A 25,687-nucleotide genomic window follows, 5' to 3' on the forward strand; every position below is an offset into this window, starting at 1 on the left:
GAAGAGGTGGGGGACGGCCGCTGCTGCGTATCTGGTAACATTGGGCGCATCCAAACGAAAGGACCCGCATGTCTCTACCTGCCAATAAGCGGATTTTCGCCGCACTTGCCGCTGCATTCGTGTTGTGTGCGGCGTTGGTTTCTGGATGCGCTGCCAAGGCCCAGTCCGACCAGAAGACCGACGCCCAGATTAACCGCGCCTATGTTTCCAGCGTGAACAGCATCGCCGCCGAAGCCGCCGAAGACCTGTCCGGTTTCTCCGCAGCCATCGGCGCGGGTGACGTGGCCTCTATGAAGCTTTCGGCCGATGCCGCAGCCGCCGATCTGGCGAAGATCGAATCCCTTGAGGCGCCCGAGGCGTTTGCCGAGGTGCAGGCCGAATACGTGGAAGGTGCCCGTGACATGGGCGATGCCCTCAAGCAGTACGTCGACCTCTATACCAAGGTCCAGTCTGCCGGTGACGACATCGAAAGCGGCGCTTACGATTCCGAAATCGCAGAAATCCAGAAGCTGTACGACAGCGGCATAGAGCACCTATCAGAAGCGGACAACAAACTGGCGACTCTCGCCGGCGCTTCAGACGAGGCTGCCGATGCGAAGACCAACGCCGGTCCAGGCTCGATATTCACGAACGACAAGACCGAATAGGGAATGAATCATCCCCGAAAAACAAAGCCGCCTTCGGGCGGCTTTTTTGATGCACCGCATTCGGGACAACCGTTCGCCGACCGTTTTCGTGGGCGTTTTCCGCTCGCCGATAGCTTTCCTGGGCACTTCAAAAAGCGTCCACAAACGGCTTGTTCAAACAGATTCCATCTTCAGCCAAAGCTATTTGTGCCGACCTGCGAAAACACGATAGGTGGTTAGTTTTCAACAGTCGATACACAACATATTGTGGATAACTTCGCCAGACAAACCGCTTGAAAAAGGGTATCATGACTCAACGCCGACGACGACCGGCGCCAATCTGAACACAACCTTCGTCAAAGCAAAACAGCGATTATCACTCTACGCCTGGGAAGGGGTTTGCGACCATGAAGATCATCAAGCGCAACGGCTCTGAAGTAACCTTCGACATCTCCAAGATCATCAACGCGATCAAGGCTGCCAATGCCGAGGTTTCCGAGAAGGAGCGCCTCACGGAGCGTCAGGTCGTGTACGCCGCCCAGAACGTTGCCGACCAGTGCGAGGCAGCGGGCCATTCCGTCTCCGTTGAAGAAATCCAGGACATGGTCGAGGACGAGATCATGAAGCTCGACCGCTTCGAGGTCGCCCGCAAGTACATCATCTACCGCTACGTGCAGGGCATCAAGCGCCAGAAGAATACCACCGACGACAAGATCATGGCGCTTATCGAATGCAACAACGAAGAGGTCAAGCAGGAGAACTCCAACAAGAACCCCACCGTCAATTCGGTTCAGCGCGACTACATGGCCGGCGAGGTCTCCAAGGACCTGGCCATGCGCGTACTGCTGCCTAAGGACGTGGTCGAGGCCCATAACGCCGGCATCATCCATTTCCACGATGCGGACTATTTCGCCCAGCACATGCACAACTGCGACCTGGTTAACCTGGAAGACATGCTGCAGAACGGCACAGTCATCTCGGGAACGATGATCGAGCGCCCGCATAGCTTCTCCACGGCCTGCAACATCGCAACGCAGATCATCGCCCAGGTGGCAAGCTGCCAATACGGCGGTCAGTCCATCAGCCTGACGCATCTTGCGCCGTTTGTCGAGATCAGCCGCCAGCGCATTCGCAAGCAGGTCGTTTCGGAAATCCAGACCCTGGGCTTCGAGGCCGACGACGAACGGATTTCCGAAGTGGTCGAAGAGCGTCTGCGCGACGAGATCCGCCGAGGCGTCCAGACCATCCAATATCAGGTCGTGACCCTTATGACCACTAACGGCCAGGCACCCTTCGTCACCGTGTTCATGTATCTTAACGAGGCGCGCAACGAAGCCGAGAAGCGCGACCTTGCCATGATCATCGAGGAAACCCTGCGCCAGCGCCACCAGGGCGTCAAAAACGAGGCCGGCGTCTGGATTACCCCGGCGTTCCCGAAGCTCATCTACGTGCTGGAAGAGGACAACGTTCGGGAGGGCACCCCGTATTACTACTTGACCAAGCTGGCCGCCAAGTGCACCGCCAAGCGGATGGTTCCCGATTACATCTCCGAGAAGAAGATGTTCGAGTACAAGATCAACGGCAACGGCGATGGTGACTGCTACACCTGCATGGGCTGCCGCAGCTTCCTGACCCCCGATCGCTCGGGCAACGGCTACGACAACGTTTCCAAGGCCGGCAACTACGAACCAGGCAAGCCGAAGTATTACGGGCGTTTCAACCAGGGCGTCGTCACCATCAACCTGCCCGATGTGGCGCTTTCTTCCGAAGGCGACATGGACCGGTTCTGGGAGATTTTCGACGAGCGCCTTGAGCTGTGCCACCGCGCCTTGCTGGCGCGCCACGAGCGCCTGAAGGGCACGCTGTCCGATGCGGCGCCCATCCTGTGGCAGTACGGCGCGCTTGCCCGCCTGGAGAAGGGCGAAACCATCGACAAGCTGCTGTACGGCGGATACTCTACCATCAGCCTGGGTTACGCGGGTCTGTACGAGTGCGTCAAATACATGACCGGCCACAGCCACACCGATCCGGAGGCAACGCCGTTCGCGCTGGCCGTCATGCAGCGTATGAACGACAAGTGCGCCGAGTGGAAGATGGAGAGCAACATCGATTTCTCCCTGTACGGTACGCCGTTGGAGTCCACCACTTATAAGTTCGCGAAGGCCCTGCAGCGCCGCTTCGGTATCATCAAGGGCATCACGGACAAGGGCTACATCACCAACAGCTATCACGTGCATGTCACGGAGGAGATCGACGCGTTCACCAAGCTGAAGTTCGAAAGCGCCTTCCAACGCCTGTCTCCCGGCGGAGCCATCTCTTACGTCGAGGTTCCCGACATGCAGGACAACCTGCCGGCTGTGCTGGACGTCATGGAGTACATCTACGACAACATCATGTACGCGGAGCTGAACACCAAATCCGACTTCTGCCAGTGCTGCGGATACGACGGCGAAATCCAGATCATCGAGGAAGACGGCAAGCTGGAGTGGGAGTGCCCCAACTGCGGAAACCGCGACCAGGACACGCTGAACGTCGCCCGCCGCACATGCGGCTACATCGGCACCCAGTTCTGGAACCAGGGTCGCACCGAGGAGATCAGGGATCGCGTGCTGCACTTGTAATTCAGTCGGTTTTGGACTGAAATGTGCGATGTGGAAGAGCGTTGGATGAAGTATTCGGCCGTGAAATATTGCGACATCGCCAACGGCGAAGGTGTGCGTACATCGCTGTTCGTCTCGGGATGTCGCAGGCATTGTCCCTTCTGCTTCAACCCGGACACGTGGAGCTTCGATTACGGCGAGGAATTCTCCCAGCAGATTCAGGATGAAATCGTCGAGAGTCTGCGTCCGCGTTACATCCGCGGGCTGTCCCTTTTGGGCGGCGAGCCGATGGAGCCGGAAAACCAGGCGGGGCTCGTCGATTTCGTCGAGCGGGTCAAGCGTGAGTATCCTGAGAAACCTATCTGGTGCTACACGGGGATGACCTACGAGGAGCTGCTGGGACGCTGCCGAACGGAAGCGACGGATCGGCTGCTGAGCTGCATCGACATCCTTGTCGATGGGCCGTTCGTGCAGGACCTCAAGGACATCACGCTCCGGTTCCGCGGATCTTCGAACCAACGGATCATCGACGTTCCGGCGACGCGCGCAGCAGGCCAGGTGGTTCTGTGGCAGGGCGACCCGGATTTCGCGAAACATTCCATGTAAGACGAAGCGGTAACGCTGTCTAACCCCAGAGCTCATTCGTGGCGCTCTGGGGTTTCTTGTTATGTGCGGCCGATGTGGCGCCCGTGCAGCACAGGCGCATTCTCCAAGGTGTTCAGCACACATGGCAGGAGAAAACCTACCATGTAATATGAAATATAGAATAAGCTAGATAAAATAAAAGACAAAAGGATTTATCAGGCGAAATGGTAAGTTTACGTTGAGATTCGACGATAACCCCACTCTCAAAATGCTTTCAGAGTAGTATCTTCTAACATCATGGAGGAAGCAAAACGGAGCCAATGCTCCTGTGTTGCAACGAGCTCCAGGAACCGGTTTGAGAGTTATAGGAATGCGAGGTGTCACGGTGAAGATTGCTGAAGTCAGCAAAAAATACGGTCTTTCGGCGGACACGCTTCGATATTACGAACGTGCGGGGCTGTTAGGCCAGGTGACCAGAACGAAGAGCGGTATTCGCAATTACAGCGACGAGGATTGCGAACGCATCGAGTTCGTCATGACCATGCGAAACGCCGGAATTCCCGTCGAAATGCTTGCTGAATACGTCAGCTTGTTCGAACGTGGGGAAGAGGGCGCGATCCTGCGCAAGGCCGTTTTGCAGCAGCAACGCGAAATCGTTTCCAAACGAATCACGGAACTTAACGAAACACTCAAATGGATTGACGACGAAATCGAAAGCTGCGCATAGCGCAGCTCAACGAGTGCCGGGGCGCCGCATAGGTTGGTGCCCCGGTCCGTCAGCCATCAAATGACGTAATAATCGCCGGCATCGGAAGGTGTGGCCAGGTCTGCGACGGTTACGCTGTCCAGGTAACCGTTTATTGCATCGCCGAGGCCCCTCCACATGGCGGCCGTCTTCTCATTGGTGCTCTGGGATACCTCTACAGTCTGTGTCAGGCTGTCTTCGGTCAGGCGGAGCACGTCTCCAACCGTGTACAGATCGGGGTTGCGGGTCAGCTTGTAGCCGCCGCCTTTGCCACGCACGCCGATAAGAAAACCGTTTTTGACCAGGACTTTCAGAATGCTTTCCAAATACTTTTCGGAAATGCCCTGTCGGTCTGCGATTTCTTTCAGGGGCGTGTACCCCTCGGCTTGCCGTTCTGCAAGATCCACCATGACGCTTAAAGCGTACTGGCTGCGAGTCGAAAACAACATGGCCCCCTTCTCTGTCGTGGTTCAACCTACTATATTACAGGGTTTTTCGGACGGGTTTACCGTGGATTGAGTCTTTATTGCCCTTGACAAAGCGAAAGAAAGTGTTTAAATACCTATAAACCTACTAGATTGGTAGGCAATATTGAGCCTCGGGTTGAATGGTATGATGGCAACCTGATGGCGCATTGCCACACGAAACGGAGGAAACATGACCATCTACACATCCGTCGACCAGCTGATCGGACACACCCCTCTGCTCGAGCTTACGGGCATCGAGAAGGCGTACAGGCTGAACGCCCGCATCGTCGCCAAGCTGGAATGCATGAACCCTGCGGGTTCGGTGAAGGACCGCATCGCGAAGGCCATGATCGACCAGGCCGAGGCGGACGGTCGCCTGCAGCCGGGCGGCACCATTATCGAGCCCACTTCCGGCAATACCGGCGTCGGTCTGGCTTCGATGGCTGCTGCCCGCGGGTATCGCCTGATCATCACCATGCCCGAAACCATGTCCGTCGAACGTCGCCTGCTCATGAAGGCATACGGTGCCGAGCTTGTTCTGACCGACGGGTCCAAGGGCATGACCGGAGCCATCGCACGCGCGAACGAAATCAGCGCCGCCACGCCGAACAGCATCGTGGCCGGGCAGTTCGTCAACCCCGCCAACCCTGCCATCCATTTCGCGACCACCGGTCCGGAGATTTGGGAAGACACCGAAGGCAATGTGGACATCTTCGTCGCCGGCGTCGGAACGGGCGGCACGCTGACGGGCGTGGGCAAGTACCTGAAGTCGCAAAAGCCCGACGTGAAGGTTGTCGCCGTGGAACCTGCCAGCTCCCCGGTCCTTTCCACGGGCAAGGCAGGAGCCCACAAGATTCAGGGCATCGGAGCCGGATTCATCCCCGACGTGCTGGACACCAACGTGTATGATGAAGTAATCACCGTGGAAAACGAAGCGGCCTTCGAAGTGGGTCGGGCCATCGGTCGCACCGATGGCATGCTGGCGGGCATCTCTTCGGGAGCCGCCACATGGGCCGCCATCGAACTGGCCAAGCGCCCCGAGAATGAAGGCAAGACCATCGTGGTGATGCTGCCCGACAACGGCGAGCGCTACCTGTCCACGGCTTTGTTTGCGGAATAGGACGACAGTTAGCAGGTTGGTTTAATGGGCGAAGTTCATGATCGTCCGATTATAGGCATCGTTCCGACGCAGGATTTGGCTGCAGGACGCATCGAAATCCGCGACGAGTATCTGGATGCAATCGTCATGGCCGGCGGCACGCCTCTGGTGTTGCCGCTGACCGAGGACACCGGCGTATACGAAACGCTGTTTCCGCTGGTGGACGGGTTTGTTCTCAGCGGCGGGCACGACATCGACCCCGCTCGCTACGGCGGCGACGCCTCAAACGACAAGCTGGGCGAGCTCACCCCCATGCGCGATGCGGTGGAATACCTGGTGCTGAGCTACGCCTATAAATACGACGTGCCAACGCTGGGCATCTGCCGCGGCATGCAGATGATGAACGTGTTCTTCGGCGGTACGCTCTACATAGATCTTGCCGATCAGTTCGACGGGCCCCAAGGCATTACCCAGGACATGCTGAAGCACCAGCAGACCATCGATTACAGCGAACCGTCCCATTTTGTCGACATCGTCCAGTCATCCAAGTTGGGAAACCTGCTGCAAACCGGTCGTATCACAACAAACTCCATGCACCACCAGGGCGTTTGCGTTTTGGCGCCGCTGCTGAACCCCGTCGCGTTCGGTCCTGACGGGCTGGTGGAAGCCATCGAGGTGAAAGATCGTTCCTTCATGATGGGCGTGCAGTGGCATCCGGAGTTCTTCGCCGGCGCCAAAAAGATGGGCTGCATTTTCGCGTCGTTGGTGGACGAGGCGGGTCTGAGCGCCATCCGCCAGCAAAACGGTCGCAAGCCGCTGCCCATCGTACCGCCGGAGGCCCGCGCGGGCGCATGGCCTGAAGTCGGACGCAGGTCCGAAGGCTAGCCGCACCGCATTCGACACATCAAGAAACCGAGGTTGCAACATGGTACAACGAGTTCTGGTCGGCATGAGCGGCGGCGTGGATTCCAGCGTGACGGCATACCTGCTGCTGCGTCAGGGCTACGAGGTCGTCGGCGCCACCATGAATCTGTACGACCCTGGGCGCCTCGGCGTGCCCGATGTTCGCGACGGCGAATCAAACGATCTTGAAGATGCCCGCAGCGTGGCGAATCGGCTGGGCATAGCGCATCATGTTCTCGATTTCGGGTGCGAATTCGAGAACAACGTGGTCCGCCCCTTCGCCCAGGCCTACGCGGACGGCCTGACGCCCAACCCGTGCATCGCATGCAACCGTCATCTGAAGTTCGGCCTCATGCTGAAAGCCGCCCGCGAGTTGGGCTGCGACGGCATCGCGACAGGACATTACGCGCGCATTGCTCAGCGTCTGGACGGCCGATTTGTCCTGATGAAAGGGCTGGATGACGCGAAAGACCAGGCCTACGTCCTTTACCACATGACCCAAGACCAGCTTGCCCATACGGTTCTGCCTCTGGGCGAATACACCAAGCAGCAGGTGCGAGCCATCGCGGCTGAGCAGGGGTTCGCCAATGCCCGAAAGCACGAGAGCCAGGACATCTGCTTCGTGCCGGACGGCGACTATGTTGGTTTTCTCGAACGTTACGCGGGGCTTGTTCCCGAACCTGGCGATGTGCTGGATGAAAACGGTGCGGTGCTCGGGCAGCATAGGGGCGCCATCCGCTACACGCTGGGCCAGCGCAAGGGCATCGGCATCGCGTCGACACAGGCGCTGTACGTAACCGCTAAAGACATGGCGGCAAACACCATTACCATGGGGCCTGCCGACGCTTTGCTGGCGGACGGCTGCACGGTGGGGAATTGGAATTGGATTCTACCTGATGAGGGGCCGGTTCATGCCATGGTGAAAACCCATTACCGGCAAAAGCCCCACGGCGCCATGGTCGTGCCGCAGGAAGACGGCACGGTGAGGTTCGACTTCGACGAGCCGTCGCGGCTGGCGGCGCCGGGGCAATCTGCCGTCGCCTACATCGGCGATACTGTGCTCGGCGGCGGCATCGTCCTGTAGCGCGCAACGAACGGCCCGAAGCACTGAACTGCACCCCAGTTCTTGGACGGGCAAATAAAGCGGTTCATGCCGCACGTAGGGACTGATTCCGGAATTCCTCCGGGGTCAGTCCCTTCAGTTTAACCTGACGCCTCCTCGTGTTCCAGTGGACGATGTATGCATCTAGGTCGCGCCTGAACTCTTCGAAGCTTGGCCATGTCTGGTTCCGGAAGAATTCGTCTTTCAGATGGCCGAACACCTGCTCCGTCGCGCCGTTGTCGATGCAGTTGCCTTTCCTGGACATGCTCTGCACGACGCCCGCCTCTTTCAGCCTGTTGCACCATCCAGCCTGCTGGTATTGCCAGCCCATATCGGAATGCAAGATCGGCGCGGAACCCTCCGGCATCTTGGAAAGCAGCTGGTCGAGCAGCTCAATTTGCTGGGCCATGTTGGGGTGCAGCGACGTCGGCCAGGCGACGATTACCTTGCTGCCGAAGTCGTAGACCGGGGCGAAGCAGGCCTTGCCCCAGGGCTGCTTGAACTCTGTGACGTCGGTGCCCATCTTCTCCCACGGCCCGTCGGCTGCGAAGTCGCGGCCGATGACGTTCTCGAAGGTCTTGCCGACTGCGCCCCTGTACGAGTTGTACCTGTGGTGGTCGGTCCCGCGGCGGATCCCGCAGCTGATCCCCATCTCGCGCATCATCTTGAGCACGGTCTTGTCGGCTATGCGCACGCCCTGCTCGGCGCGCAGGCACATGGCGATCTGCCTGTGGCCGCAGCCGTTGGCGGTGCGCGAGAATATCTCGGCGGCGGCCTCCCAGAGCTCCGGCCTGGTCGGGGCCTTCGGGTGCGACAGCGCGTAGTAATAGCTCGACCTGGCAAGATCGGCGCATTCCAGCAGGTCGGCGAGGGGGTATCGCCCCGAAAGCTCGCTCACGGCCGCTGCCTTCTCGCTGTTCGAGAGCGCCTCTCCGCCTTCAGGGCCATCGATTTTTTTTAGGTAGGCGTTCTCCGCCTCGGGCTTCTGTACCCGGCGTTCAAGCTCCTGCTCGCGCGTTGGTTTCTTGGGCGGGGAGGCGGATCCCTTTGGCCTTCCCTTCGGCTTGGGCCTTAGCGCCTCGGGGCCGCCTTCCCGGTATGCCTTCATCCAGTTCTTCAGCGGGGTCATCGAGGCGATTCCGAACTTCGCCATGGCTTCCGCCTTGGGCATGCCCTCGTCAACGACCGCCCGTGCCGCCGCCACCTTGGTCTCAAACGAATACCTGTTGTACTTGTGCCCCATGACCATCAGCCCCTCGATGCCAACGGATCTGTAAGTGTCGATCCATTGTCTCACGGCAGCGTAAGGAACATGGATTAAATCAGCAATGGAGCGGACGCCGTAACCCTCGTCGTAGAGTTCAGCAGCTCTCGACCTTGTGACAGCGTCGTACAAAGTTCTACGGGTCATACAAAAGCCTCCCTTCTCTCATGTCCAAGAAAAGGGAGGCAGTTAAGGGGAGGGTGCTTCGGGCCGTTCTTCATTTGGTGGCGTTCGGCGCGCAGCAGTGTTGGACCGCGGCTATTGCGCTACGGCTGCAAACGCCTGATCGAGGTCGTACAGGATGTCGTCGATATGTTCGGTGCCGATGGACAGGCGGATGGTGTTGGGCAGAATTCCCTGGTCAATCAGCTCTTCGGGGGTCAGTTCCGAATGGGTGGTGGTTGCCGGGTGTATGACCAGGCTCTTCACGTCGGCTACGTTCGCCAGCAGCGAGAACAGCTGCAGATGGTCGATGAACGCATGGGCCTCCTGCACGCCGCCTTTGATGTTGAAGGTGAAGATGGAGCCTCCGCCGTTGGGGAAATACCGCTGGTACAGGTCGTGGTCCGGGTGGTCGGGCAGCGACGGATGGTTCACTTTCTCCACCTGCGGATGGGCGACCAGGTATTCCACAACCTTCTTGGTGTTTTCCGCATGTCGGTCGAGCCGCAGCGACAGGGTCTCGGTGCCTTGGAGCAGCAGAAACGCGTTGAACGGCGATATCGCGGCGCCCGTGTCGCGAAGCAGGATGGCCCGGACGTACGTGGCGAAGGCGGCCTTGCCGGCGGCGTCTGAGAACGAGATGCCGTGGTAGCTGTCATTCGCCTGCGTGAACTGGGGGAACTTGCCGCTTGCATTCCAGTCGAAGGTGCCTGCGTCCACAATGACGCCGCCCAGCGTGGTGCCGTGGCCTCCAATGAACTTGGTGGCCGAGTGCACGACGATGTCGGCGCCGTGCTCGATGGGGCGGATGAGGTACGGCGTGCCGAAGGTGTTGTCGATGGCCAGGGGAACGCCGTGCCTGTGGGCGATGTGCGCGATGGCGTCGATGTCGGGGATGTCGGAATTGGGGTTGCCCAAGGTCTCGATGAAGATGACCCGGGTGTTGTCCTGGATGGCGTCTTCGACGGCCTGAAGGTCCTGGGTGTCGACAAAGGTGGTTTCGACCCCGAAAGGACGCAGCGTATGCTGGAGCAGGTTGTAGGTTCCGCCGTAAATCGTCTTTTGGGCCACGACATGCCCGCCGGCCTGGGCCAACGCCAGAATGGTGTAGGTGATGGCGGCTGCACCCGAGGCCAGGGCGAGCCCTGCCACGCCGCCTTCAAGCGCGGCGATGCGATCTTCGAACACGCTCTGTGTGGTGTTGGTCAGTCGTCCGTAGATGTTTCCGGCATCGCGCAGGCCGAATCGGTCGGCTGCATGGGCGGAGTTGTGGAACACGTAGGACGTAGTCTGGTAGATAGGCACGGCACGGGCATCGGTTGCCGGATCGGCCTGCTCCTGACCCACGTGGAGCTGCAGGGTTTCGAACTTGTACTGATGATTGGACATGGTGATCACTCTTTCTGAACGCGGAATCAATGGGATGAAAAGGGGCCTCCCGGGCAAGGCATGCGTTCCAGAGTGGTTGTCGCAGTTAGAAACGGTGGAGCGACGGCATGCGGAATGCCCGGGAGCACATCATTCGCCCGGCCATCATGCAGCGCATCTGAGTGTTGAACCCGCGAGCCATCGCTTCCTCCTTTCCAAATTCGTTGTTTGCGATGGATGCATTTTAAAACCCTATTTACCCACCTGTCAAGTAGGTATTTTGAAAAACTTCAAGATGTGGAAGCCCGGACACATAATGCATACACATCGCAGGGTTGGGGGTTCCTTTCGTTCGGGTTGCCCGGATTCAAACATGTGCGCAGTCACGGTTCACGAACGTAGTAGAATGAGCGGGTGCGCAAAGGGAGCACGTACCATCCAAGTGAAAGGCCAGCCATGACTACTTTCGATTACGAAAGCCTCATCGTCAGCATTCCCGATTATCCCGAGCCGGGCGTCGTTTTTAAGGACATCACGCCGCTGCTCGCCGACCCCGAGGGCTTCAACGCCGTTATCGACGGCATTGCCGAACACTTCGCCGGCAAGGGCATCACCAAGGTCGTGGGCGCCGAGGCCCGCGGTTTCATGATCGGCGCGCCGGTGGCGGCCCGTATGGGCGCCGGCTTCGTTCCTGCTCGCAAGCCCGGCAAGCTGCCTCGCGAAACCGTGTCCGAAAGCTACGCGTTGGAATACGGCACCGACTCTCTGGAGATTCATGCCGACGCCCTGTCCCCCGAGGACAAGGTTCTGATGGTGGACGACCTTATCGCCACGGGCGGTACTGCGGCTGCCCAGGTCAAACTGATCGAGTGCGTCGGCGCCGAACTGGTGGGCATGGGCTTCCTCATGTCGCTGGATTTCCTCGAGCCTGAAAAGGTGGTCGGGGCTGTGACCGACGTGGAGATGTTCTCGCTGGTGCACGTCAAATAGGCTGCGCAACACATACATGTGATGCGGCGGAGGCAAAGGCTTCTGCCGCTTTTGTATTATGGAACGGTGCGCGGCCTGGCTGCGCGGATTCTTCCCGATTCGGGACGTGGGAAGGCGACTTATGCTTTATGCCTGGTGGCGGCCAGCATCCAGAAGAACGCCGCTGCCATAAGGACGAGCCCTGCGCCGTCGAACACGATGAACCGCAAGATGCTCGAAGCCAGCAGATCGTGGCCGGCGGGCAGGGTTGAAAGGATCCAGGATTCGCCGACCAGTCCGACCAACTGCTGGGCAAGCACGATCCAGCCCACCGTGCGGAATCGGTCGGGGTTGAAGATGACCAGGGGATACGTAACGTTCCACATGGCGAAGGCGATGCCGATGCCGCGGACGGCCACATCGCCCGGCACCCCCGACAGCTCATAGGCGCCCGTGTAGCCGCCGGGCCACAGCACGAACTGCACCACGCACATCATGTTGATGACGAACACCGTCAAAAAGGCAAGGCGCGCCGCCCACACCGCCGCGCCGGCTTTTCCGGAACGGGCCATCTCGTTGCCTCCTGTTCACCTTGGAATACCGAAAGTATGATAGCCTAAACCGCAGCGAATTCGAAAGGGGAGGCCATGTGCGGACGCTTCGCCGTGCTGACATACGATGAGGTCATGGACGTTGTCCGCAGCGTCGAGGCCCGATTGCCCCTCAATCCCATGGCCGAATGGCCGGCCACGCGTCCCGTGGCGGCGCCCATGTCGGTGGCCCCTGTTGTGACGCCCGTCGGCGGGCAGCTGCAGATACAGGATTTGACCTGGGGGTTCTCTGTAGATTGGCGCAATGGCCCCGTGTTCAACACGCGGCTCGATTCCGCCTTGTCGGGCAAGGGCATGTGGCGGGACGCCATGCGCGAGGGCAGGTGCATCGTGCCCGTGGCTGCGTTTTACGAACCTCACGCCACCGAAACGGTGTCGAGCCCTCGGACGGGCAAGCCCGTCAAGCGGCAGTACCTGTTCGGGACGGGCGACAGCACGCCGCTGCTGTTGGCAGGCGTGCAGCGCGACGGCCGCTTCTCCATCGTGACCACCGATCCCAACCAGGCGGTTTTGCCGGTGCATGACCGCATGCCGCTGGTCCTGAGCGTACCCGAAGTGGACGCATGGCTTGCAGGGGACGCCGCGCCGCTTGCGGATCGCTCCGCATTCGACCTGGTCGCACGCGCGGTTGACCCCAAGCTCGGAGCACCGCGCCAGCCGAAACCCGCCGCCGACAGCGGCCAGATGACCTTGTTCTAACCGACGCCTTACATATATAGAAGGAAGATGCCTATGGCTTCCAAAGAGCTCCAAGCGAAATACGAGATCCTGAAAACCGAGCTGCGCCGGATGGGTTCGGTGGCCGTGGCGTTTTCGGGGGGCGTCGATTCGACGCTGCTCACGAAGGTCGCCCACGACGTGTTGGGCGATGCAGCCGTCGCCGTGACGGCGCACCCCTGCGTCATGCCGGACCGTGAGCTTGACGAGGCCAAGGCCTTTTGCGCCGGCGAAGGCATCCGCCAGGTGGTCGTCGAAACCGATGTGTTCGCCATCGAAGGGTTCGCCCAGAATCCGCCCGACCGTTGCTACCTATGCAAGAAGGCTCTGTTCAATCAGATTATGGATGCGGCCGCCGCTGCCGGTGCGGTGCACGTGGTCGAGGGCTCCAACATGGACGACTTGGGGGACTACCGTCCCGGTATGCGGGCCTTGGAGGAAATGGGTGTCGAAAGCCCGTTGCGTACGGCGGAGCTCACCAAGGCAGAAATCCGCGAACTCTCTCGTGAGCTGGGGCTTCCTACGTGGAGCAAGCCGTCGTTCGCTTGTTTGGCCTCGCGATTCGTGTACGGGGAGGAAATCACCCGGGAGAAGCTTGATCGGGTGGGCGCCGCGGAACAGTTCGTCATGGACCAGGGGTTCGCCCAAGTTCGCGTCAGGATGCATGGCGACATGGCCCGCATCGAGGTGCCCGAACAGGACGTGGCGCGCATCGCCGCAGAGCCGCTACGCGCGCGCATCGCCGAACGTCTTCGCGGGCTCGGGTTCTCCTATGTGACGCTTGACTTGGCAGGATACCGTACCGGCAGCATGAACGAGACGCTGCGGCCGTAAGTCGTGCCGTATCCGCCAGGCGGACGTTTCCAAATAAGGGGCTTCGATGCGGAAACGCAGATTGCGTTGCGTAACGCAAGGCCAACGGTTCTGTGGCATCGGGTATATGTGCAGTATAGTGGCGGTATGCAGAAGTATTGCGACGCATCGGCGGGGCCGGACCTTCCCGATGCAGCGTGAGAAAGGTAACCACTATGAACGTCAGTTTCTTCTCCATGGCCTGGCAGGACGTGAAAAGCTCGCCGCGTTGGTTCGCCACAGCGCTGAAACTTGCCCTTGTGCAGATGATCCCCGTGTTCGGATCCATGGTGTCCGAAGGCTATATCTACGGTTGGGCGCGCGAGGCTGCCTGGAACATCCATAAGCCCATGCCCACAGCCGTCTTCCATAACGAAGACGGCACGCTGTACAAGCGCGGCGCCTTCATCTGGGTGTACGCCCTGGTATTGGGTCTCATCACCGTGGTTTTGTCCGAACTGGGCAGCGTAATCATGGGGTCGGGGGACAACGCGGCGCTTGCCGCCATCGGGCTTCTGATTTCCCTGGCCACCTTCGCCCTGGGTATTTTCCTACAGCTGTTCGTATGGACCGGCAGCATGCGCATCGCCCTGTACAACACCCTGGGCTCCGGCTTCCAGCTGAACCGCCTGTGGAACATGATCAAGCGTGAAAGCAGCGGCATCATCCGCATTCTTATCACGTACTTCCTGGTATCTTTGGCCGTCGGTTTCATCATGGGCATTCTGCTGATGCCGATTGTCATCGGCGTGATCGCAGCCGGAGTCGGCAGCGTAGACGTGCTGGCGACTGCGGACGAATTCGCCATCTTCGGCACCATCCTGGGTGCCGGCGCCATGGCAACCATCCTGCTGATCGTCTGGGCGTTCGTGCTTATGGTCGCCACGGTCATCCTCGAGCTGGTTTCGGTTCGCGCCATCGGTTATTGGACCAGCCAGTTCGACGTGGCCATGTGGGGTGCCGAGCGGGCGCCGATGCCGTTCGAGACCGGCGCTCCTTTGGGGCAGACGTATTCCGCGGCGTATCAGCAGTACCAGCAGCCGGTGCAGACCTACCAGCAGCCAACCGCCCAGCCGTCGTACCAGACGCCCATGGCGCAGCAGAATCCGCAGGCCCAGCCTGTGCAGCAGCAGTATCAGGCGCCGGTGGCGCAGCCTCAGGTTGTCGAACAGCCCGCGGCGGATCAGCCCTACCATCCTGCGCCCGCCGAACCGCCTGTGCAGCCGCTGGAGCCTGTGGCCCAGCAGGCCGTCCAGTCTCTGGATGGAGCCGCCGATCCGGTTCAGCCTGCAGCACCTGAAGCTCCTGCTCCCGCCGAGCCCGCTCAGCCTGCAGCGCCTGAGCAGCCCGCCGACGCGGCCGACGACGCAGATCAGAGGTAGACCATGCCTCTCGCACCAAACCAGAATCCCGCCCTTCCTGAAGGGGAGGGCGGGCGCACCATGCTCGAACGCATGAACGGCGGCCGGCACGCCCGACTGTCCGAGTGGAGCATGCCCCACATCTCGCTTCCCGCACAATCCCGCGTCGTTGACTTGGGATGCGGCGGCGGCGCCAACGTGGCGCGCCTGCTGGGCATGCAGCCCGAAGGCACCGTGGCCGGCTTGGACTATTCTCCCTTGAGCATCGAGATGTCCAAGGAGACGAACGCCGAAGCCATCGCGCAGGGGCGGTGCACCATCGTCCAGGGCGACGTGTCGGCGCTGCCGTTTGAGGACGGCGCCTTCGACGTGGCCACCGCTTTCGAAACCGTATATTTCTGGCCGAACATCTCGCAGGCGTTCGGCGAGGTGTTCCGCACTCTTGCCGACGACGGCGTGTTCATGGTCGCCAACGAGGTGGACGGATCGCTTCAGTCGGATTACGATGTGCTGGAGCAGGTCGAAGGCATGAGCATGTACGCCCCCGACCAGCTGGAAGCTTTCATGAGGGGCGCCGGATTCACGGACGTCCAGGTCGACGTTCACCCCGACGAGCGTTGGACCGTTGTTATCGGGCATAAACGCGTTGCCAGCGAAGGAGCAGCCATGAGCCTTAACGAACTCTACCGCACGTGCCGGACCTACCGCCTGTTCAAGCAGGATCCGCTTCCCGAGGGCCTGATGGGCGACATTATGGAGAACGTCCGCATAGCCTCGTGCGCGTCCAACGCCCAGAGCCTGAACTACATCGTGGTGACCGACCCCGACATGGTGGCGAAGATGCAGCCGCTGGTGGCTTGGGCGGCCTATCTGCCCCGCGACGTGGCCAATCCCCGTCCGGGCGAGGAGCCCGTGGCGTTCATCGTTGTGGTGAAGAAGGAAGGTTCCGGACGCTTCGCCGACGTGGACGCGGGCATTGTGGCGAACACCATCGCAACCACGGCATGGGAGGCCGGCGTCGGCAGCTGCATTATGGCCGCCATCAGGCGCAAGGCACTCGCCGAGCTGTTGGATGTGGCCGAGAACGACGAAGTACTGCTTGCCGTGGCGCTGGGTTATCCCGCTCACACCAGCACCATCGTCGATATGCCCGAAAGCGGATCGGTCGAATACACCGTCGACGACGACCGCAACTACTACGTTCCGAAGCGCGCGCTTGAGGACATCGCCCGATTCGTCTAACCTGACCAGCGGTTTCGTCTGTATTCCGAGCTTTCGAAGAGCCGGATGCCCGTACGGGGTCCGGCTCTTTTCGACTCACGGGGCACTAGGCCGCACGCCTGGGTTTCTGTTAGCTTGGCGCAGTTCCGCCGCCTGCAGCAAGGTCGCGGTACAATGATTGCTTACCTGTCCGACTCCGTTTCATGGGAGCTCACGTATGATGAATGTGAAGGACATATCCTTCGACGAACTTACCGCTCACGCCGCCAGGCTTGGGCTTGCCTTGCCTATCGAGCAGACCGAAGTGTGGGCCCGCTATCAGGAAACGATTCCCGGTCGCACGCCTTGGGGCGTAATCGCCGTGTGCGTGGGGGACACCCCCATCGCCTTCGCGTCCCTGTTCAAGTACGCCATGCGCGGCTACACGTTCCTGCGTTCGCACCATGGCCTGCTGTGGGCCTACGAGCCCTCCGAACAGGAGGAGCGTGACGCGCTTGAGGCCGTGGCGAAACACGTGCATGCCCGGGAGCGCGGCTTGGCGTTCATTCGTTTCGGGGTGCTGCATGACCTGGACATATGCCGTCCAGTGCTTTCATCCATCCCATACGACACCACCGTGGTAATGGACATTTCCGGCGACCAGGACGAAATTATCGGCCGCATGAAGAAACGCGGCCGCCGCGACGTGCGCAAAGCGCTGCGTGAAAGCCCCATCGTCTGCACCGACGAAACCGAAGCGGGCATGCAGGACTTTTCCGAGTACTACGACGTCATGCGCGAAACCGCCGAGCGCGACGGGTTCTCGCCGTCACCCATGAGCGACTACCAGGACATGCTGCGCATTCTGGGGCCCGACCACGTCCGCCTGTTTGTTGGCCGCATCGAAGGCAAGGTTGTGAATTGGGAAATCGACACCATGAACGACGGCCATGCGGTGCGCTACTACGCCGCCAGCCGCAGCGAGTTCGCGCGTCTGCTGGTGGCCGACCGCCTGCTGCTGCACGCCTGCGTGGAGCTGTCCCGCCTGGGATGCACCACTTTGGACCACATGGGCATGGGCAGCGACGCCTTCCCAGGTCTGAACAGCCTCAATACCTTCAAGACGAAATTCAGCGAGAACGTGGCGCACGTGGCGCCCGACCGCGACCTTCCGCTTCGAAAGGGGTTCTATACCATGCTGAGCACTGCCAAATCCACCGTCGCGAGCCATCGCGAGAAGGCTGCCGCCGAAGCGGCCGCGCCCGCCGCGAAGGGTCCCCGCGAAGATTTGATCTCCGTCATCATCGGCGGCGACATCGGAGCCTACGCCCTGGGCCGCGAGATGCATGAGGCCTTCGGCATCAAGAGCATCTGCCTGGCATCCGCTCCCATCGGAGCCATCAGCCATTCGAAGATCTTCGACGTAAAGTTCATCGAGCGCATCAGCCCCGAAAACATCATTGCGGCGGCCACCGAGATCGCCGAGGCCAATCCGGACAAGAGCATCTTCCTGTACGGCAACACCGATTCCACCATTGTGGCCATCAACGGCGCCCAGGACCGTCTGCCCGCCAACGTGTACAGCCCCGTGCCGCCTAACGACGTGGTTGAGCAGGTGTCCGACAAGGTCACCTTCCATACGCTGTGCCAGAACGTGGGTATCGACGTGCCCAAGACCGAAGTGGTCAAACTGGCCGGCACCGACGCCATTCCCGCATCCGAAATCCCCTTCCCGTCGGTGGCCAAGCCGGCCGCCTCGGCGAAGTACGACCACCTGTACGCCAAGGGCTTCAAGAAGGTCTATTACGTACATGAGCAGGCAGAACTCGACCAGCTGTGGAAGGATCTGCGTGAGGTCGGCTTCGAAGGCGACTTTTTGGTGCAGGAGCTCATCGGCGGCGACGACACCTGGATGGACTCGCTGTCGCTTTACGTTGCCGAAGACGGAACACCCATCATGTTCGGCTCCTCCCAGGTGCTTCTGGAAGATCACGCGCCCACCATGCTGGGCAATCCCGTGGCCATGATCACACGCCCCATGCCCGAGCATTGGGAAAAGGCGGCGCGCCTGCTTACCAGCATAGGCTACAAGGGCTTCTGCAATATCGACATCAAGCGCGACCCAGCCACCGGGCGCGTGCTGTTCCTGGATCTGAACCCCCGCATCGGACGCAATTCCTATTACAACTGCGCTGCGGGCGTCAACCCCATGGAGGTGGCGGTGCTCGACCTGATCGACCATGCGGCCGCCAAGCGGTACGAGGTCAAGGAGCGCATCCTGTATACCCTGGTGCCCCTGTCGCTATTGGACGACCGCTACCTGTCGCCTGAACTGGTGGCCGAGGTCAACCAGCTTAAGGCCGAGGGCAAGGTCTTCGACCCGCAGCGCTACGACAAGGACGCCGGTATCCGCCGCATGATTGACGTCGAGCTTACGGAACGCAACCAGATCCGCAAGTTCGGCCAGTTCTACCCGAAGGCAACCGAGACCTCGTTCTAGTCGCAACCGAAAGGATGCCGCATGCCCCAGCTCGACCTGACCAATGCCGCTCTTCCCGAAGGTGCCACCCTCGAAGAGGTGCAGGCTGTGTTCGTTCGCGACCGCTTCGCGCAGACCGCCTGCAACGAACCGGAGATCCTTATCGCCGAGAAGGGCCACGCCAAGGTGCGCATGGACGTAACAGAGGACCACGTCAACGTGAAGCGGACCGTCATGGGCGGCGCCATGTTCACGCTGGCGGACTACGCCTTCGCCATCGCATCCTGCATCGGCCAGGCGCCCACGGTGTCAGTAACCTCCACTATCGAGTTTCTGAACGCCGGCACCGGCAACGAGATGTATGCGGAATGCACGATGGACAAGATGGGCCGCAGCATGTGCTACGCCGATGTCAAAGTGACCGACGAGAACGACCGCGTGCTGGCCATCGTGAAGATGACCGGGTACCGCCTAGGCTAACGGCTCCTATTCCGCAACCCGAACACCGATCAGCAGCCCCGCAGCCGCGGGGTTGCTGCTTTTTGGGACAAAGGGGACAGTCCCCATTGTCCCACTAGACACATCGAGGGATAGGGGGCGGTTCCCCTCCCTTTGCCCCAATTGCATAAAGAACGATACCGATGTGTCAAAAGGAAACGTACCTATTGACACATTGCCGACACGGTGGGGCATGTCTGTTGTGTGGTGTTTTGCCCGGTTGGGCGCACGCTACGAATGGCGGGGTTGGTGAGCGATTCGTATCCCTTTGGTAATTACTCTTGTTTGCGGGCTACGCATGCAGGCTGGTCCGCAGGGCATGGCGAGCGCCTAAAACAGACGCGAAGCCAGGGGTAAAAAAGACCACAACGGAGGAATACATGAACACAAGGAAACGGGGACCGCGCCTTGTCGCGTCGCTGCTCAGCGTTCTGCTTGCGGTAAACTGCCTGAGCGTTGCAAGCTTGGCATTCGCATCCGAACCGCTTGATTCGGAAGAGCCTGCGGCTGTCGTACAGCCTGTCGATGGGGATACTGCTGTTTCGACGCTGGAAACGGCCGAAAGTGACGAGGCCGAGCAGTCTGCAGCCCAGGACCAGCCGGTTGGAGCCGAGGTCGAGGCTGACACCGACGCCGCAGCCGCAGCCGCTGCGGAAGGCGATTCCCGAAGCCAAGAGGCCGCCGACGAGCAGCCCAAAGCGGAAGCGTCCGACGCCTCTGATGCAAACGACGAGGCCGTGACCGTGCAGGCGGAAGGAACCGACGATTCCGCCGTTGTGACGCTTGCGGTTCAGAACAACGTCATCACCAGTTTCGAAGCTTTGCTTCAGGACGGAAGCGGGCCTGTCGGCAACGTGAGCCAGTGGCAGGTCTTCCGCATGAAAGGCAACTTCGAGCTGCCTAACGGGCAGGTGCATGCAGGCGACACTACCACCATCACCCTTCCCGAAAAGCTGAAATTCAATCAGACCGCGGCATTCGACATCACCGACGAGAACGGCAATGTCATCGGCCAGGCCGTTATTGACGGAGCGAACAAAACCGTGACGATCACCTGGACCGATTTCGCCGAAACGCATTCCGATGTGTCGGGCGACTTTTATTTCTACGTCCAAATTGACCGCAATATGGTGGATGAGGCGGAGGACATCCCGCTGAATTTCGACGTGAGCGGCAACGTGGTGTACGGCGGCGACATCCACTTCATCGGCATTCCCGATCCTGCTCCGTATTACATGAGCAAGAACGGATATCAGGTCCAGGGCAAGCCCAGGTACATCCATTTCCAGATTCCGATCAACACTATCGGTGCAGATATCCAGAACGCGAAGCTGACCGACGGGGTAGTGAACCCCGGCCTGACCATCGACGCGAGTTCCTTCAGGATTCTGGAAGGCACGTGGGTCAAGATCAAGGGCGACTGGGAACTGCAGAACAGGACCGATGTCACGTCCAACTACACGGTTCAGTTCTCCGACGATATGAGGTCATTCACCCTCGACATGGGTACCATTTCCGCCAGCCAGGGCTTCTACGTCATCTACGATACGGTGGCATCCTACGACCTGGTAGACGGCGAGGTCATCCGCAACGACGCGACCTTCACCGGCAACGGCTCGGAGCTGCGTCACATATCTGCAACGGCCACGTACTTTGAAGCCGGCGGATCGGCTGTCGGATACGTGTACGCCATCAACGTGCGCAAGGTGGACGAAGACGGAGCCGCGCTTGCGGGAGCCCAGTTCAACGTGGTGCGCGTAGCCAACGGAGCCGTCGTGGGCACCATCACCACCGACGCGAGCGGCAACGGCTCGCTTTCCGGCCTGCTGAAGGACGACTACCAGCTGGTCGAAACCGTGGCGCCTGTGGGATACACCCTGCTGAGCGAGCCGGTCGACGTGTCGGCAGGTTCGTTCGACAGCAACAAGACGGCCAACGTGGTTGTCGAGAACAGCCTGGAGAGGACGTCCATCCCCGTTTCGAAGGTGTGGGTCGGACCCGCAGCGGGTTCCGTCACCATGAGGCTGATGGCCGACGGTGTCGAAACGGACTCTCTGGTCCTTTCCGAGCGGAACAACTGGCAGGGGTCCTTCGACGACCTGCCGGTGTACGACCCGGTGGACGGGCATGAGATCACCTATCTGGTGACCGAAGACGACGTGGACGGCTATTCGCAGGAATTCACGGTGGCCGAAGATGGCTCGTACGTGTTCACCAACACGAATAACGAAATCGTAATTGTGAACGGCACGAAGACCTGGGACGACGCCGACGACCAGGACGGCATGCGCCCCGAAAGCATCACGGTCCGTCTTTTGGCCGACGGAGTTGAGATAATGCAGGATACCGTTGGCGCCGAGGACGACTGGTCCTGGGAGTTTGCGGCTCTGCCCAAATATGATCTGGTCGACAATCACGAGATTGCCTATACCGTGACCGAAGACGCAGTTGAGGGGTATTCCCCCGAATACAACGGGTTCAACGTTACGAACAAGCACACCCCGGACAAGACCAGCGTCACCGTTGTGAAGGCGTGGGACGATGCGGACAACAAGGACGGCATCAGGCCTGACCAAGTGACGGTGCGCCTGCTGGCCAACGGTGAGGACACGGGCAAGAGCGTCGTGCTGAACGCCGAGAACAACTGGGAGGCCAGCTTCGGCGACCTGGACCTCAAGGCCGGCGGCACGGCCATCGTCTACACCGTGGCCGAGGATGAGGTCGACGGCTACACCGCTGTCATCACGGGCGATGCGCAGACCGGATTCGTTATCACGAACACCCATGAGCCGGTTGTTCCGCCTACGCCGCCGAGTGTGGAGAAGCCGACGGACACGCCGAAGGATACTCCGAAGGACATGCCGAAGAAATCGGTCGAGCAGCCGAAGACCAAGTCCAAGGCAAAACCGTCGATTCCCAAGACCGGCGATGATCTTGCACCCGGCATGCTCGCCCTTGGTGCATTGGCCGTGGCTGGAGCCGGTTGCCTTGTTTGGGCTCGCAGAACGAAGCGCAACCTGCAGGATAGGTAGGTGCTGCGAGGCGTAGATCGCTTTGCGCCCGGCGCTTGAAGCCGACCGAAGGCTGCATCCCCTGAACGAACGGGGGATGCAGCCGTTTTGCATGTTGCCGGCAACGCCAATGGGGCCAGTGCGTTGTCGGACCGTCATGGGCGGCGCCATGTTCACGCTGGCGGACTACGCCTTCGCCATCGCATCCTGCATCGGCCAGGCGCCCACGGTGTCAGTAGCCTCCACTATCGAGTTTCTGAACGCCGGCACCGGCAACGAGATGTATGCGGAATGCACGATGGACAAGATGGGCCGCAGCATGTGCTACGCCGATGTCAAAGTGACCGACGAGAACGACCGCGTGCTGGCCATCGTGAAGATGACCGGGTACCGCTTGAAATAGCGGCTCCTATTCCGCAACCCGAACACCGATCAGCAGCCCCGCAGCCGCGGGGTTGCTGCTGTTTGGGGGCATTTCAGGTGCGCCATGCGTCTCGTTCTGCCGACATGGGCACGTCCGGGCATGCGAGCCGTGCCAGCTTGCGATACACTGATGGATGTGCAAGGGGATATATATTTCGATACTGCCACGTGAGAAAGGGCATGCCCATGAAAGCCGTGCATATCATCATGAAAGTTGTCGGGGCGTTGGTTGCCGTCATCTGCCTGCTGGGTTTCTTCGGCGGTGTGGGAACCATGGTGCAGGGCGATACGGATTTCGATGTTGTGATGCTTACGGCGATGCTTTTCGTCGGCGTGGTCTGCGGTGTCGTGCTGTTCCTGCACGAGCGCATAGGGAACGCGGTCGCTTCGAAAGGGGCATCGAACGCGACGCCGAATGCGGCTCGGGCGCAGAAGCAATCCAAATACCCCAGCGGCATGCTGTTCTTCTCCCTGTACGGCCTGGTTCTCGGTGTGGTGTTGTTCTCGACGCTGGCCATACTTGCCGTCGTGAACCCCGACGCCATCGCGGCACCGATTGCGGTGCTGGTCATGATGGCCATAGCGGTGCTCCTCGTAATCCTGGGCATCCGAGGCGTCCTGAGCTACAGGAACCAGAAGCGGATGAACCCCTCCATGAAGCTGCATCCGTTGGCGATTTTCTTTATCGCGTTGCTCGGCATCGGCACGGTGGTTTCCATTCCCTCTGCACTGTTCGGCACCTTTGAGGAAGCGAATCTGGGCCGGGCGCTGGGCCCTTACGTACAGGAGTCATTCTCCGACGAGGGCATCCCTATGCCGGATGACCCGCATTTCGTGTTCTACGATGCGGACACGCATTCCTTCAGTGTGCCGAACCGAAACGCATTTCCACAAGGAACCGACGACCCGGACGAGGTCAACGTAGTGGTCGTCTACGATGTGGGATTGACCACCATCGGCGAGTGGGTGACGGCGGATACCGGCGAGTACGTGAAGGATGCGGAGGCCCAATATGCCACCATCCAAATCGTTCGGTTGGAAGACTGGGCGCTCATCAGCGAAACCACCGTGTATGAGGACAAGGACTTCGACGAAGGCCAGGGAACCTATTCCCTCGAAGGTATGCACGAAGCGGTGCGGTACATCAACTCGGCCATGGAGTAGCACGGCGCCTTCCGCGAGGTGTCCGGCGTGCATGCGGGAACGGGCCGTTCCGATGTGGCATAATGCACGATGCGACAGCATATTCGAAACGATGCGGAAGGACGCGCCATGGACGCTTTGCAGACTACTCAGGAATTGATTCGGTTCATCGAGGAGTCACCGACGGCGTTTCATGCGGTTGCTGCTATCCGGCAGCGCCTTGACCAGGCGGGGTTCGTCTATCTGTCCGAATGCGACCCGTGGGGTGTCGTGCCGGGCGGCCGGTACTACACGGTGCGCAACGGCTCCAGCCTTGTCGCGTTCGCGGTAGGCGAAAGCGTCCGGCCCGACGATTTCCACTTCCAGATGACCGCGGCCCATACCGACAACTGCACCTACAAGGTGAAAGCGGTGCCTGAGCTGGAAGGCCCCGAAGAATATCTGCGCTTGAACGTCGAGGCCTACGGCGGGATCATCGACGGCTCTTGGCTGGACCGGCCGCTGGGGCTGGCGGGACGCGTCATGGTGCGCGAGGACGGTCGCGTGGTCAGCCGTCTGTTGGACATCCGCAAGGACGTGGCCATCATCCCGAGTGTGGCCATCCACATGAACCGCGACGTCAACAAGGGTGTGGCCTTCAACCGCCAGGTGGATCTGTGCCCGCTGTTTTCCGCAGGTTTGTTGAAAAAGGGCGCGTTCCTGCAGATGGTAGCCGGCGAGCTGGGTGTCGCGCCAGACGATGTGCTGGGTTTCGACCTGTTCCTGGTGAACCATCAGCCGGCCAGCGTGTGGGGCTGGGCGGGCGAGTTCGTCTCGGCGCCGAAGCTGGACGACTTGCAGTGTGCCTATGCCTCGCTTGTGGCTTTCACGGAGACGGATGCGCCTGCCACCTCGATAAACGTGTATGCCGCCTTCGACAACGAAGAGGTCGGCTCCAATACCAAACAGGGGGCCATGTCCACGTTTTTGGTCGACGTTCTGACCCGCGTCAACGCCGCGCTGGGCGGAGCAGATGAGCAATACCGCCGCGCTGTCGCGAAATCGTTCCTCGTGAGCTGCGACAACGCCCATGCGGTGCACCCGAACCACCCCGAGAAGACCGACGCCGAGAACAAAGCGCTGCTCAACAGCGGTATCGTCATCAAGGAGGCGGCCAACCAGAAGTACACCACCGATGCGTTCGGGCGGGCGGTGTTTATGGACATCGTCTCCAGGGCGGGCGTGCCGGTGCAGGTGTTTGCCAACCGCAGCGATTCCGTAGGTGGGTCAACTTTGGGAAATCTGTCGAATATCCAGGTCAGCGTGCATGCGCTGGACATCGGTATCCCTCAGCTGGCCATGCATTCGTCCTACGAGACGGCAGGCGTGGCAGATACCCGTTATGCCGTCGAGGCGCTGGCGGCTTTCTTCGGCGCGGACATCCAGATCGAGTCTGCAGATTTCGCTGTCATCGGCTAGCTGCCGGACATAGGATGCCTTGCGGTCCTGGACACGGTCGCCGT

At 60.3% G+C, this 25,687-nt stretch carries 22 protein-coding genes and 1 pseudogene; 18 read left to right on the plus strand and 5 right to left on the minus strand.

All coding sequences use genetic code 11. The features are described from left to right. Positions 1-68: 68 nt before the first annotated feature. From SHEL_RS02315 to SHEL_RS02330, 4 genes are all read left to right on the plus strand, one after another. A complete protein-coding gene (locus SHEL_RS02315; RefSeq protein ID WP_012797640.1) occupies positions 69-647 on the plus strand; it encodes a hypothetical protein in 579 nt (192 codons plus the stop codon). Between the two features lie 386 nt (positions 648-1,033). Next, complete coding sequence (gene nrdD / locus SHEL_RS02320; protein WP_012797641.1) at positions 1,034-3,247, plus strand: anaerobic ribonucleoside-triphosphate reductase; 2,214 nt, start codon at positions 1,034-1,036, stop codon at positions 3,245-3,247. Between the two features lie 45 nt (positions 3,248-3,292). Beyond that, positions 3,293-3,832 carry an anaerobic ribonucleoside-triphosphate reductase activating protein gene (gene nrdG, locus SHEL_RS02325; protein WP_012797642.1) on the plus strand — a complete coding sequence of 180 codons (540 nt, stop codon included), beginning with the start codon at positions 3,293-3,295 and terminating at the stop codon, positions 3,830-3,832. A 307-nt stretch (positions 3,833-4,139) separates the two neighbouring features. Further along, positions 4,140-4,538 (plus strand): MerR family transcriptional regulator, encoded by a 399-nt coding sequence (locus tag SHEL_RS02330; protein ID WP_232001623.1) that lies wholly within the window; start codon positions 4,140-4,142, stop codon positions 4,536-4,538. A gap of 56 nt (positions 4,539-4,594) precedes the next feature. Here the strand turns inward: SHEL_RS02330 and SHEL_RS02335 are convergent, their stop codons facing one another. After that, positions 4,595-5,005 carry an RrF2 family transcriptional regulator gene (locus SHEL_RS02335; RefSeq protein WP_012797644.1) on the minus strand — a complete coding sequence of 137 codons (411 nt, stop codon included), beginning with the start codon at positions 5,003-5,005 and terminating at the stop codon, positions 4,595-4,597. Between the two features lie 208 nt (positions 5,006-5,213). On the opposite strand from SHEL_RS02335, the gene cysK reads away from it, so the two are divergent. From cysK to mnmA, 3 genes are read left to right on the plus strand one after another with little or no spacing between them, the layout of a single operon-like run. After that, entirely contained in the window at positions 5,214-6,143 is a 930-nt protein-coding gene (gene cysK, locus SHEL_RS02340) for a cysteine synthase A (protein ID WP_012797645.1), read from the plus strand. A gap of 24 nt (positions 6,144-6,167) precedes the next feature. Next, positions 6,168-7,007, plus strand: coding sequence for a gamma-glutamyl-gamma-aminobutyrate hydrolase family protein (locus tag SHEL_RS02345; protein WP_012797646.1), 840 nt, complete (start codon positions 6,168-6,170; stop codon positions 7,005-7,007). 40 nt (positions 7,008-7,047) lie between these two features. Further along, positions 7,048-8,109, plus strand: coding sequence for a tRNA 2-thiouridine(34) synthase MnmA (gene mnmA / locus SHEL_RS02350; RefSeq protein WP_012797647.1), 1,062 nt, complete (start codon positions 7,048-7,050; stop codon positions 8,107-8,109). A 64-nt stretch (positions 8,110-8,173) separates the two neighbouring features. Here the strand turns inward: mnmA and SHEL_RS15215 are convergent, their stop codons facing one another. From SHEL_RS15215 to SHEL_RS02360, 3 genes and pseudogenes are all read right to left on the minus strand, one after another. Continuing rightward, complete coding sequence (locus SHEL_RS15215) at positions 8,174-9,376, minus strand: IS3 family transposase (RefSeq protein WP_331852458.1); 1,203 nt, start codon at positions 9,374-9,376, stop codon at positions 8,174-8,176. Positions 9,377-9,436: 60 nt separating this feature from the next. Then, positions 9,437-9,538: pseudogene (locus SHEL_RS15775) on the minus strand (helix-turn-helix domain-containing protein); the annotation flags it as partial. 111 nt (positions 9,539-9,649) lie between these two features. Further along, positions 9,650-10,942, minus strand: a complete 1,293-nt coding sequence (locus SHEL_RS02360) for an O-acetylhomoserine aminocarboxypropyltransferase/cysteine synthase family protein (RefSeq protein ID WP_012797650.1) — start codon at positions 10,940-10,942, stop codon at positions 9,650-9,652. A gap of 435 nt (positions 10,943-11,377) precedes the next feature. Between SHEL_RS02360 and SHEL_RS02365 the strand changes: the two genes are divergently transcribed. Continuing rightward, positions 11,378-11,911 carry an adenine phosphoribosyltransferase gene (locus tag SHEL_RS02365; RefSeq protein WP_012797651.1) on the plus strand — a complete coding sequence of 178 codons (534 nt, stop codon included), beginning with the start codon at positions 11,378-11,380 and terminating at the stop codon, positions 11,909-11,911. A gap of 119 nt (positions 11,912-12,030) precedes the next feature. Here SHEL_RS02365 and SHEL_RS02370 read toward each other — a convergent pair whose 3' ends face one another. After that, on the minus strand, positions 12,031-12,462 hold the full coding sequence (locus SHEL_RS02370) for a hypothetical protein (RefSeq protein ID WP_012797652.1): 432 nt from the start codon (positions 12,460-12,462) through the stop codon (positions 12,031-12,033). Positions 12,463-12,537: 75 nt separating this feature from the next. Between SHEL_RS02370 and SHEL_RS02375 the strand changes: the two genes are divergently transcribed. From SHEL_RS02375 to SHEL_RS02420, 10 genes are all read left to right on the plus strand, one after another. Continuing rightward, positions 12,538-13,200 carry an SOS response-associated peptidase gene (locus tag SHEL_RS02375; RefSeq protein WP_012797653.1) on the plus strand — a complete coding sequence of 221 codons (663 nt, stop codon included), beginning with the start codon at positions 12,538-12,540 and terminating at the stop codon, positions 13,198-13,200. 33 nt (positions 13,201-13,233) lie between these two features. After that, a complete protein-coding gene (gene larE / locus SHEL_RS02380) occupies positions 13,234-14,052 on the plus strand; it encodes an ATP-dependent sacrificial sulfur transferase LarE (RefSeq protein ID WP_012797654.1) in 819 nt (272 codons plus the stop codon). A gap of 194 nt (positions 14,053-14,246) precedes the next feature. Further along, a complete protein-coding gene (locus SHEL_RS02385; RefSeq protein WP_012797655.1) occupies positions 14,247-15,452 on the plus strand; it encodes a DUF4013 domain-containing protein in 1,206 nt (401 codons plus the stop codon). A 3-nt stretch (positions 15,453-15,455) separates the two neighbouring features. Then, on the plus strand, positions 15,456-16,673 hold the full coding sequence (locus tag SHEL_RS15420) for a methyltransferase domain-containing protein (RefSeq protein ID WP_012797656.1): 1,218 nt from the start codon (positions 15,456-15,458) through the stop codon (positions 16,671-16,673). A 196-nt stretch (positions 16,674-16,869) separates the two neighbouring features. Next, positions 16,870-19,131, plus strand: a complete 2,262-nt coding sequence (locus SHEL_RS15425) for a GNAT family N-acetyltransferase (protein WP_012797657.1) — start codon at positions 16,870-16,872, stop codon at positions 19,129-19,131. Positions 19,132-19,152: 21 nt separating this feature from the next. Beyond that, on the plus strand, positions 19,153-19,590 hold the full coding sequence (locus SHEL_RS02400; protein WP_012797658.1) for a PaaI family thioesterase: 438 nt from the start codon (positions 19,153-19,155) through the stop codon (positions 19,588-19,590). A 398-nt stretch (positions 19,591-19,988) separates the two neighbouring features. After that, positions 19,989-22,640: a Cna B-type domain-containing protein gene (locus SHEL_RS02405; protein ID WP_012797659.1), complete on the plus strand. Its 2,652-nt coding sequence runs from the start codon at positions 19,989-19,991 to the stop codon at positions 22,638-22,640. 118 nt (positions 22,641-22,758) lie between these two features. Continuing rightward, entirely contained in the window at positions 22,759-23,022 is a 264-nt protein-coding gene (locus SHEL_RS02410; protein WP_169304494.1) for a PaaI family thioesterase, read from the plus strand. Between the two features lie 206 nt (positions 23,023-23,228). Further along, entirely contained in the window at positions 23,229-24,206 is a 978-nt protein-coding gene (locus tag SHEL_RS02415) for a hypothetical protein (RefSeq protein WP_012797661.1), read from the plus strand. Positions 24,207-24,314: 108 nt separating this feature from the next. Next, on the plus strand, positions 24,315-25,643 hold the full coding sequence (locus SHEL_RS02420) for a M18 family aminopeptidase (RefSeq protein WP_012797662.1): 1,329 nt from the start codon (positions 24,315-24,317) through the stop codon (positions 25,641-25,643). Positions 25,644-25,687: the final 44 nt, after the last annotated feature.

Origin of the sequence: Slackia heliotrinireducens DSM 20476, from assembly GCF_000023885.1 — a bacterium.
GTDB lineage: Bacteria > Actinomycetota > Coriobacteriia > Coriobacteriales > Eggerthellaceae > Slackia > Slackia heliotrinireducens.

What these genes read in the sequence shown, in the direction of transcription:
- SHEL_RS02335 (WP_012797644.1), bottom strand. Translation starts at nt 5,005, where the DNA reads ATGTTGTTTTCGACTCGCAGCCAGTACGCTTTAAGCGTCATGGTGGAT.
- SHEL_RS02400 (WP_012797658.1), top strand. Translation starts at nt 19,153, where the DNA reads ATGCCCCAGCTCGACCTGACCAATGCCGCTCTTCCCGAAGGTGCCACC.
- mnmA (WP_012797647.1), top strand. Translation starts at nt 7,048, where the DNA reads ATGGTACAACGAGTTCTGGTCGGCATGAGCGGCGGCGTGGATTCCAGC.
- SHEL_RS02375 (WP_012797653.1), top strand. Translation starts at nt 12,538, where the DNA reads ATGTGCGGACGCTTCGCCGTGCTGACATACGATGAGGTCATGGACGTT.
- SHEL_RS02360 (WP_012797650.1), bottom strand. Translation starts at nt 10,942, where the DNA reads ATGTCCAATCATCAGTACAAGTTCGAAACCCTGCAGCTCCACGTGGGT.
- SHEL_RS02345 (WP_012797646.1), top strand. Translation starts at nt 6,168, where the DNA reads ATGGGCGAAGTTCATGATCGTCCGATTATAGGCATCGTTCCGACGCAG.
- SHEL_RS02415 (WP_012797661.1), top strand. Translation starts at nt 23,229, where the DNA reads ATGAAAGCCGTGCATATCATCATGAAAGTTGTCGGGGCGTTGGTTGCC.
- nrdG (WP_012797642.1), top strand. Translation starts at nt 3,293, where the DNA reads ATGAAGTATTCGGCCGTGAAATATTGCGACATCGCCAACGGCGAAGGT.
- larE (WP_012797654.1), top strand. Translation starts at nt 13,234, where the DNA reads ATGGCTTCCAAAGAGCTCCAAGCGAAATACGAGATCCTGAAAACCGAG.
- SHEL_RS02365 (WP_012797651.1), top strand. Translation starts at nt 11,378, where the DNA reads ATGACTACTTTCGATTACGAAAGCCTCATCGTCAGCATTCCCGATTAT.
- SHEL_RS02420 (WP_012797662.1), top strand. Translation starts at nt 24,315, where the DNA reads ATGGACGCTTTGCAGACTACTCAGGAATTGATTCGGTTCATCGAGGAG.
- SHEL_RS15215 (WP_331852458.1), bottom strand. Translation starts at nt 9,376, where the DNA reads ATGGTCATGGGGCACAAGTACAACAGGTATTCGTTTGAGACCAAGGTG.
- SHEL_RS02405 (WP_012797659.1), top strand. Translation starts at nt 19,989, where the DNA reads ATGAACACAAGGAAACGGGGACCGCGCCTTGTCGCGTCGCTGCTCAGC.
- SHEL_RS02370 (WP_012797652.1), bottom strand. Translation starts at nt 12,462, where the DNA reads ATGGCCCGTTCCGGAAAAGCCGGCGCGGCGGTGTGGGCGGCGCGCCTT.
- SHEL_RS15420 (WP_012797656.1), top strand. Translation starts at nt 15,456, where the DNA reads ATGCCTCTCGCACCAAACCAGAATCCCGCCCTTCCTGAAGGGGAGGGC.
- nrdD (WP_012797641.1), top strand. Translation starts at nt 1,034, where the DNA reads ATGAAGATCATCAAGCGCAACGGCTCTGAAGTAACCTTCGACATCTCC.
- SHEL_RS02315 (WP_012797640.1), top strand. Translation starts at nt 69, where the DNA reads ATGTCTCTACCTGCCAATAAGCGGATTTTCGCCGCACTTGCCGCTGCA.
- cysK (WP_012797645.1), top strand. Translation starts at nt 5,214, where the DNA reads ATGACCATCTACACATCCGTCGACCAGCTGATCGGACACACCCCTCTG.
- SHEL_RS15425 (WP_012797657.1), top strand. Translation starts at nt 16,870, where the DNA reads ATGATGAATGTGAAGGACATATCCTTCGACGAACTTACCGCTCACGCC.
- SHEL_RS02385 (WP_012797655.1), top strand. Translation starts at nt 14,247, where the DNA reads ATGAACGTCAGTTTCTTCTCCATGGCCTGGCAGGACGTGAAAAGCTCG.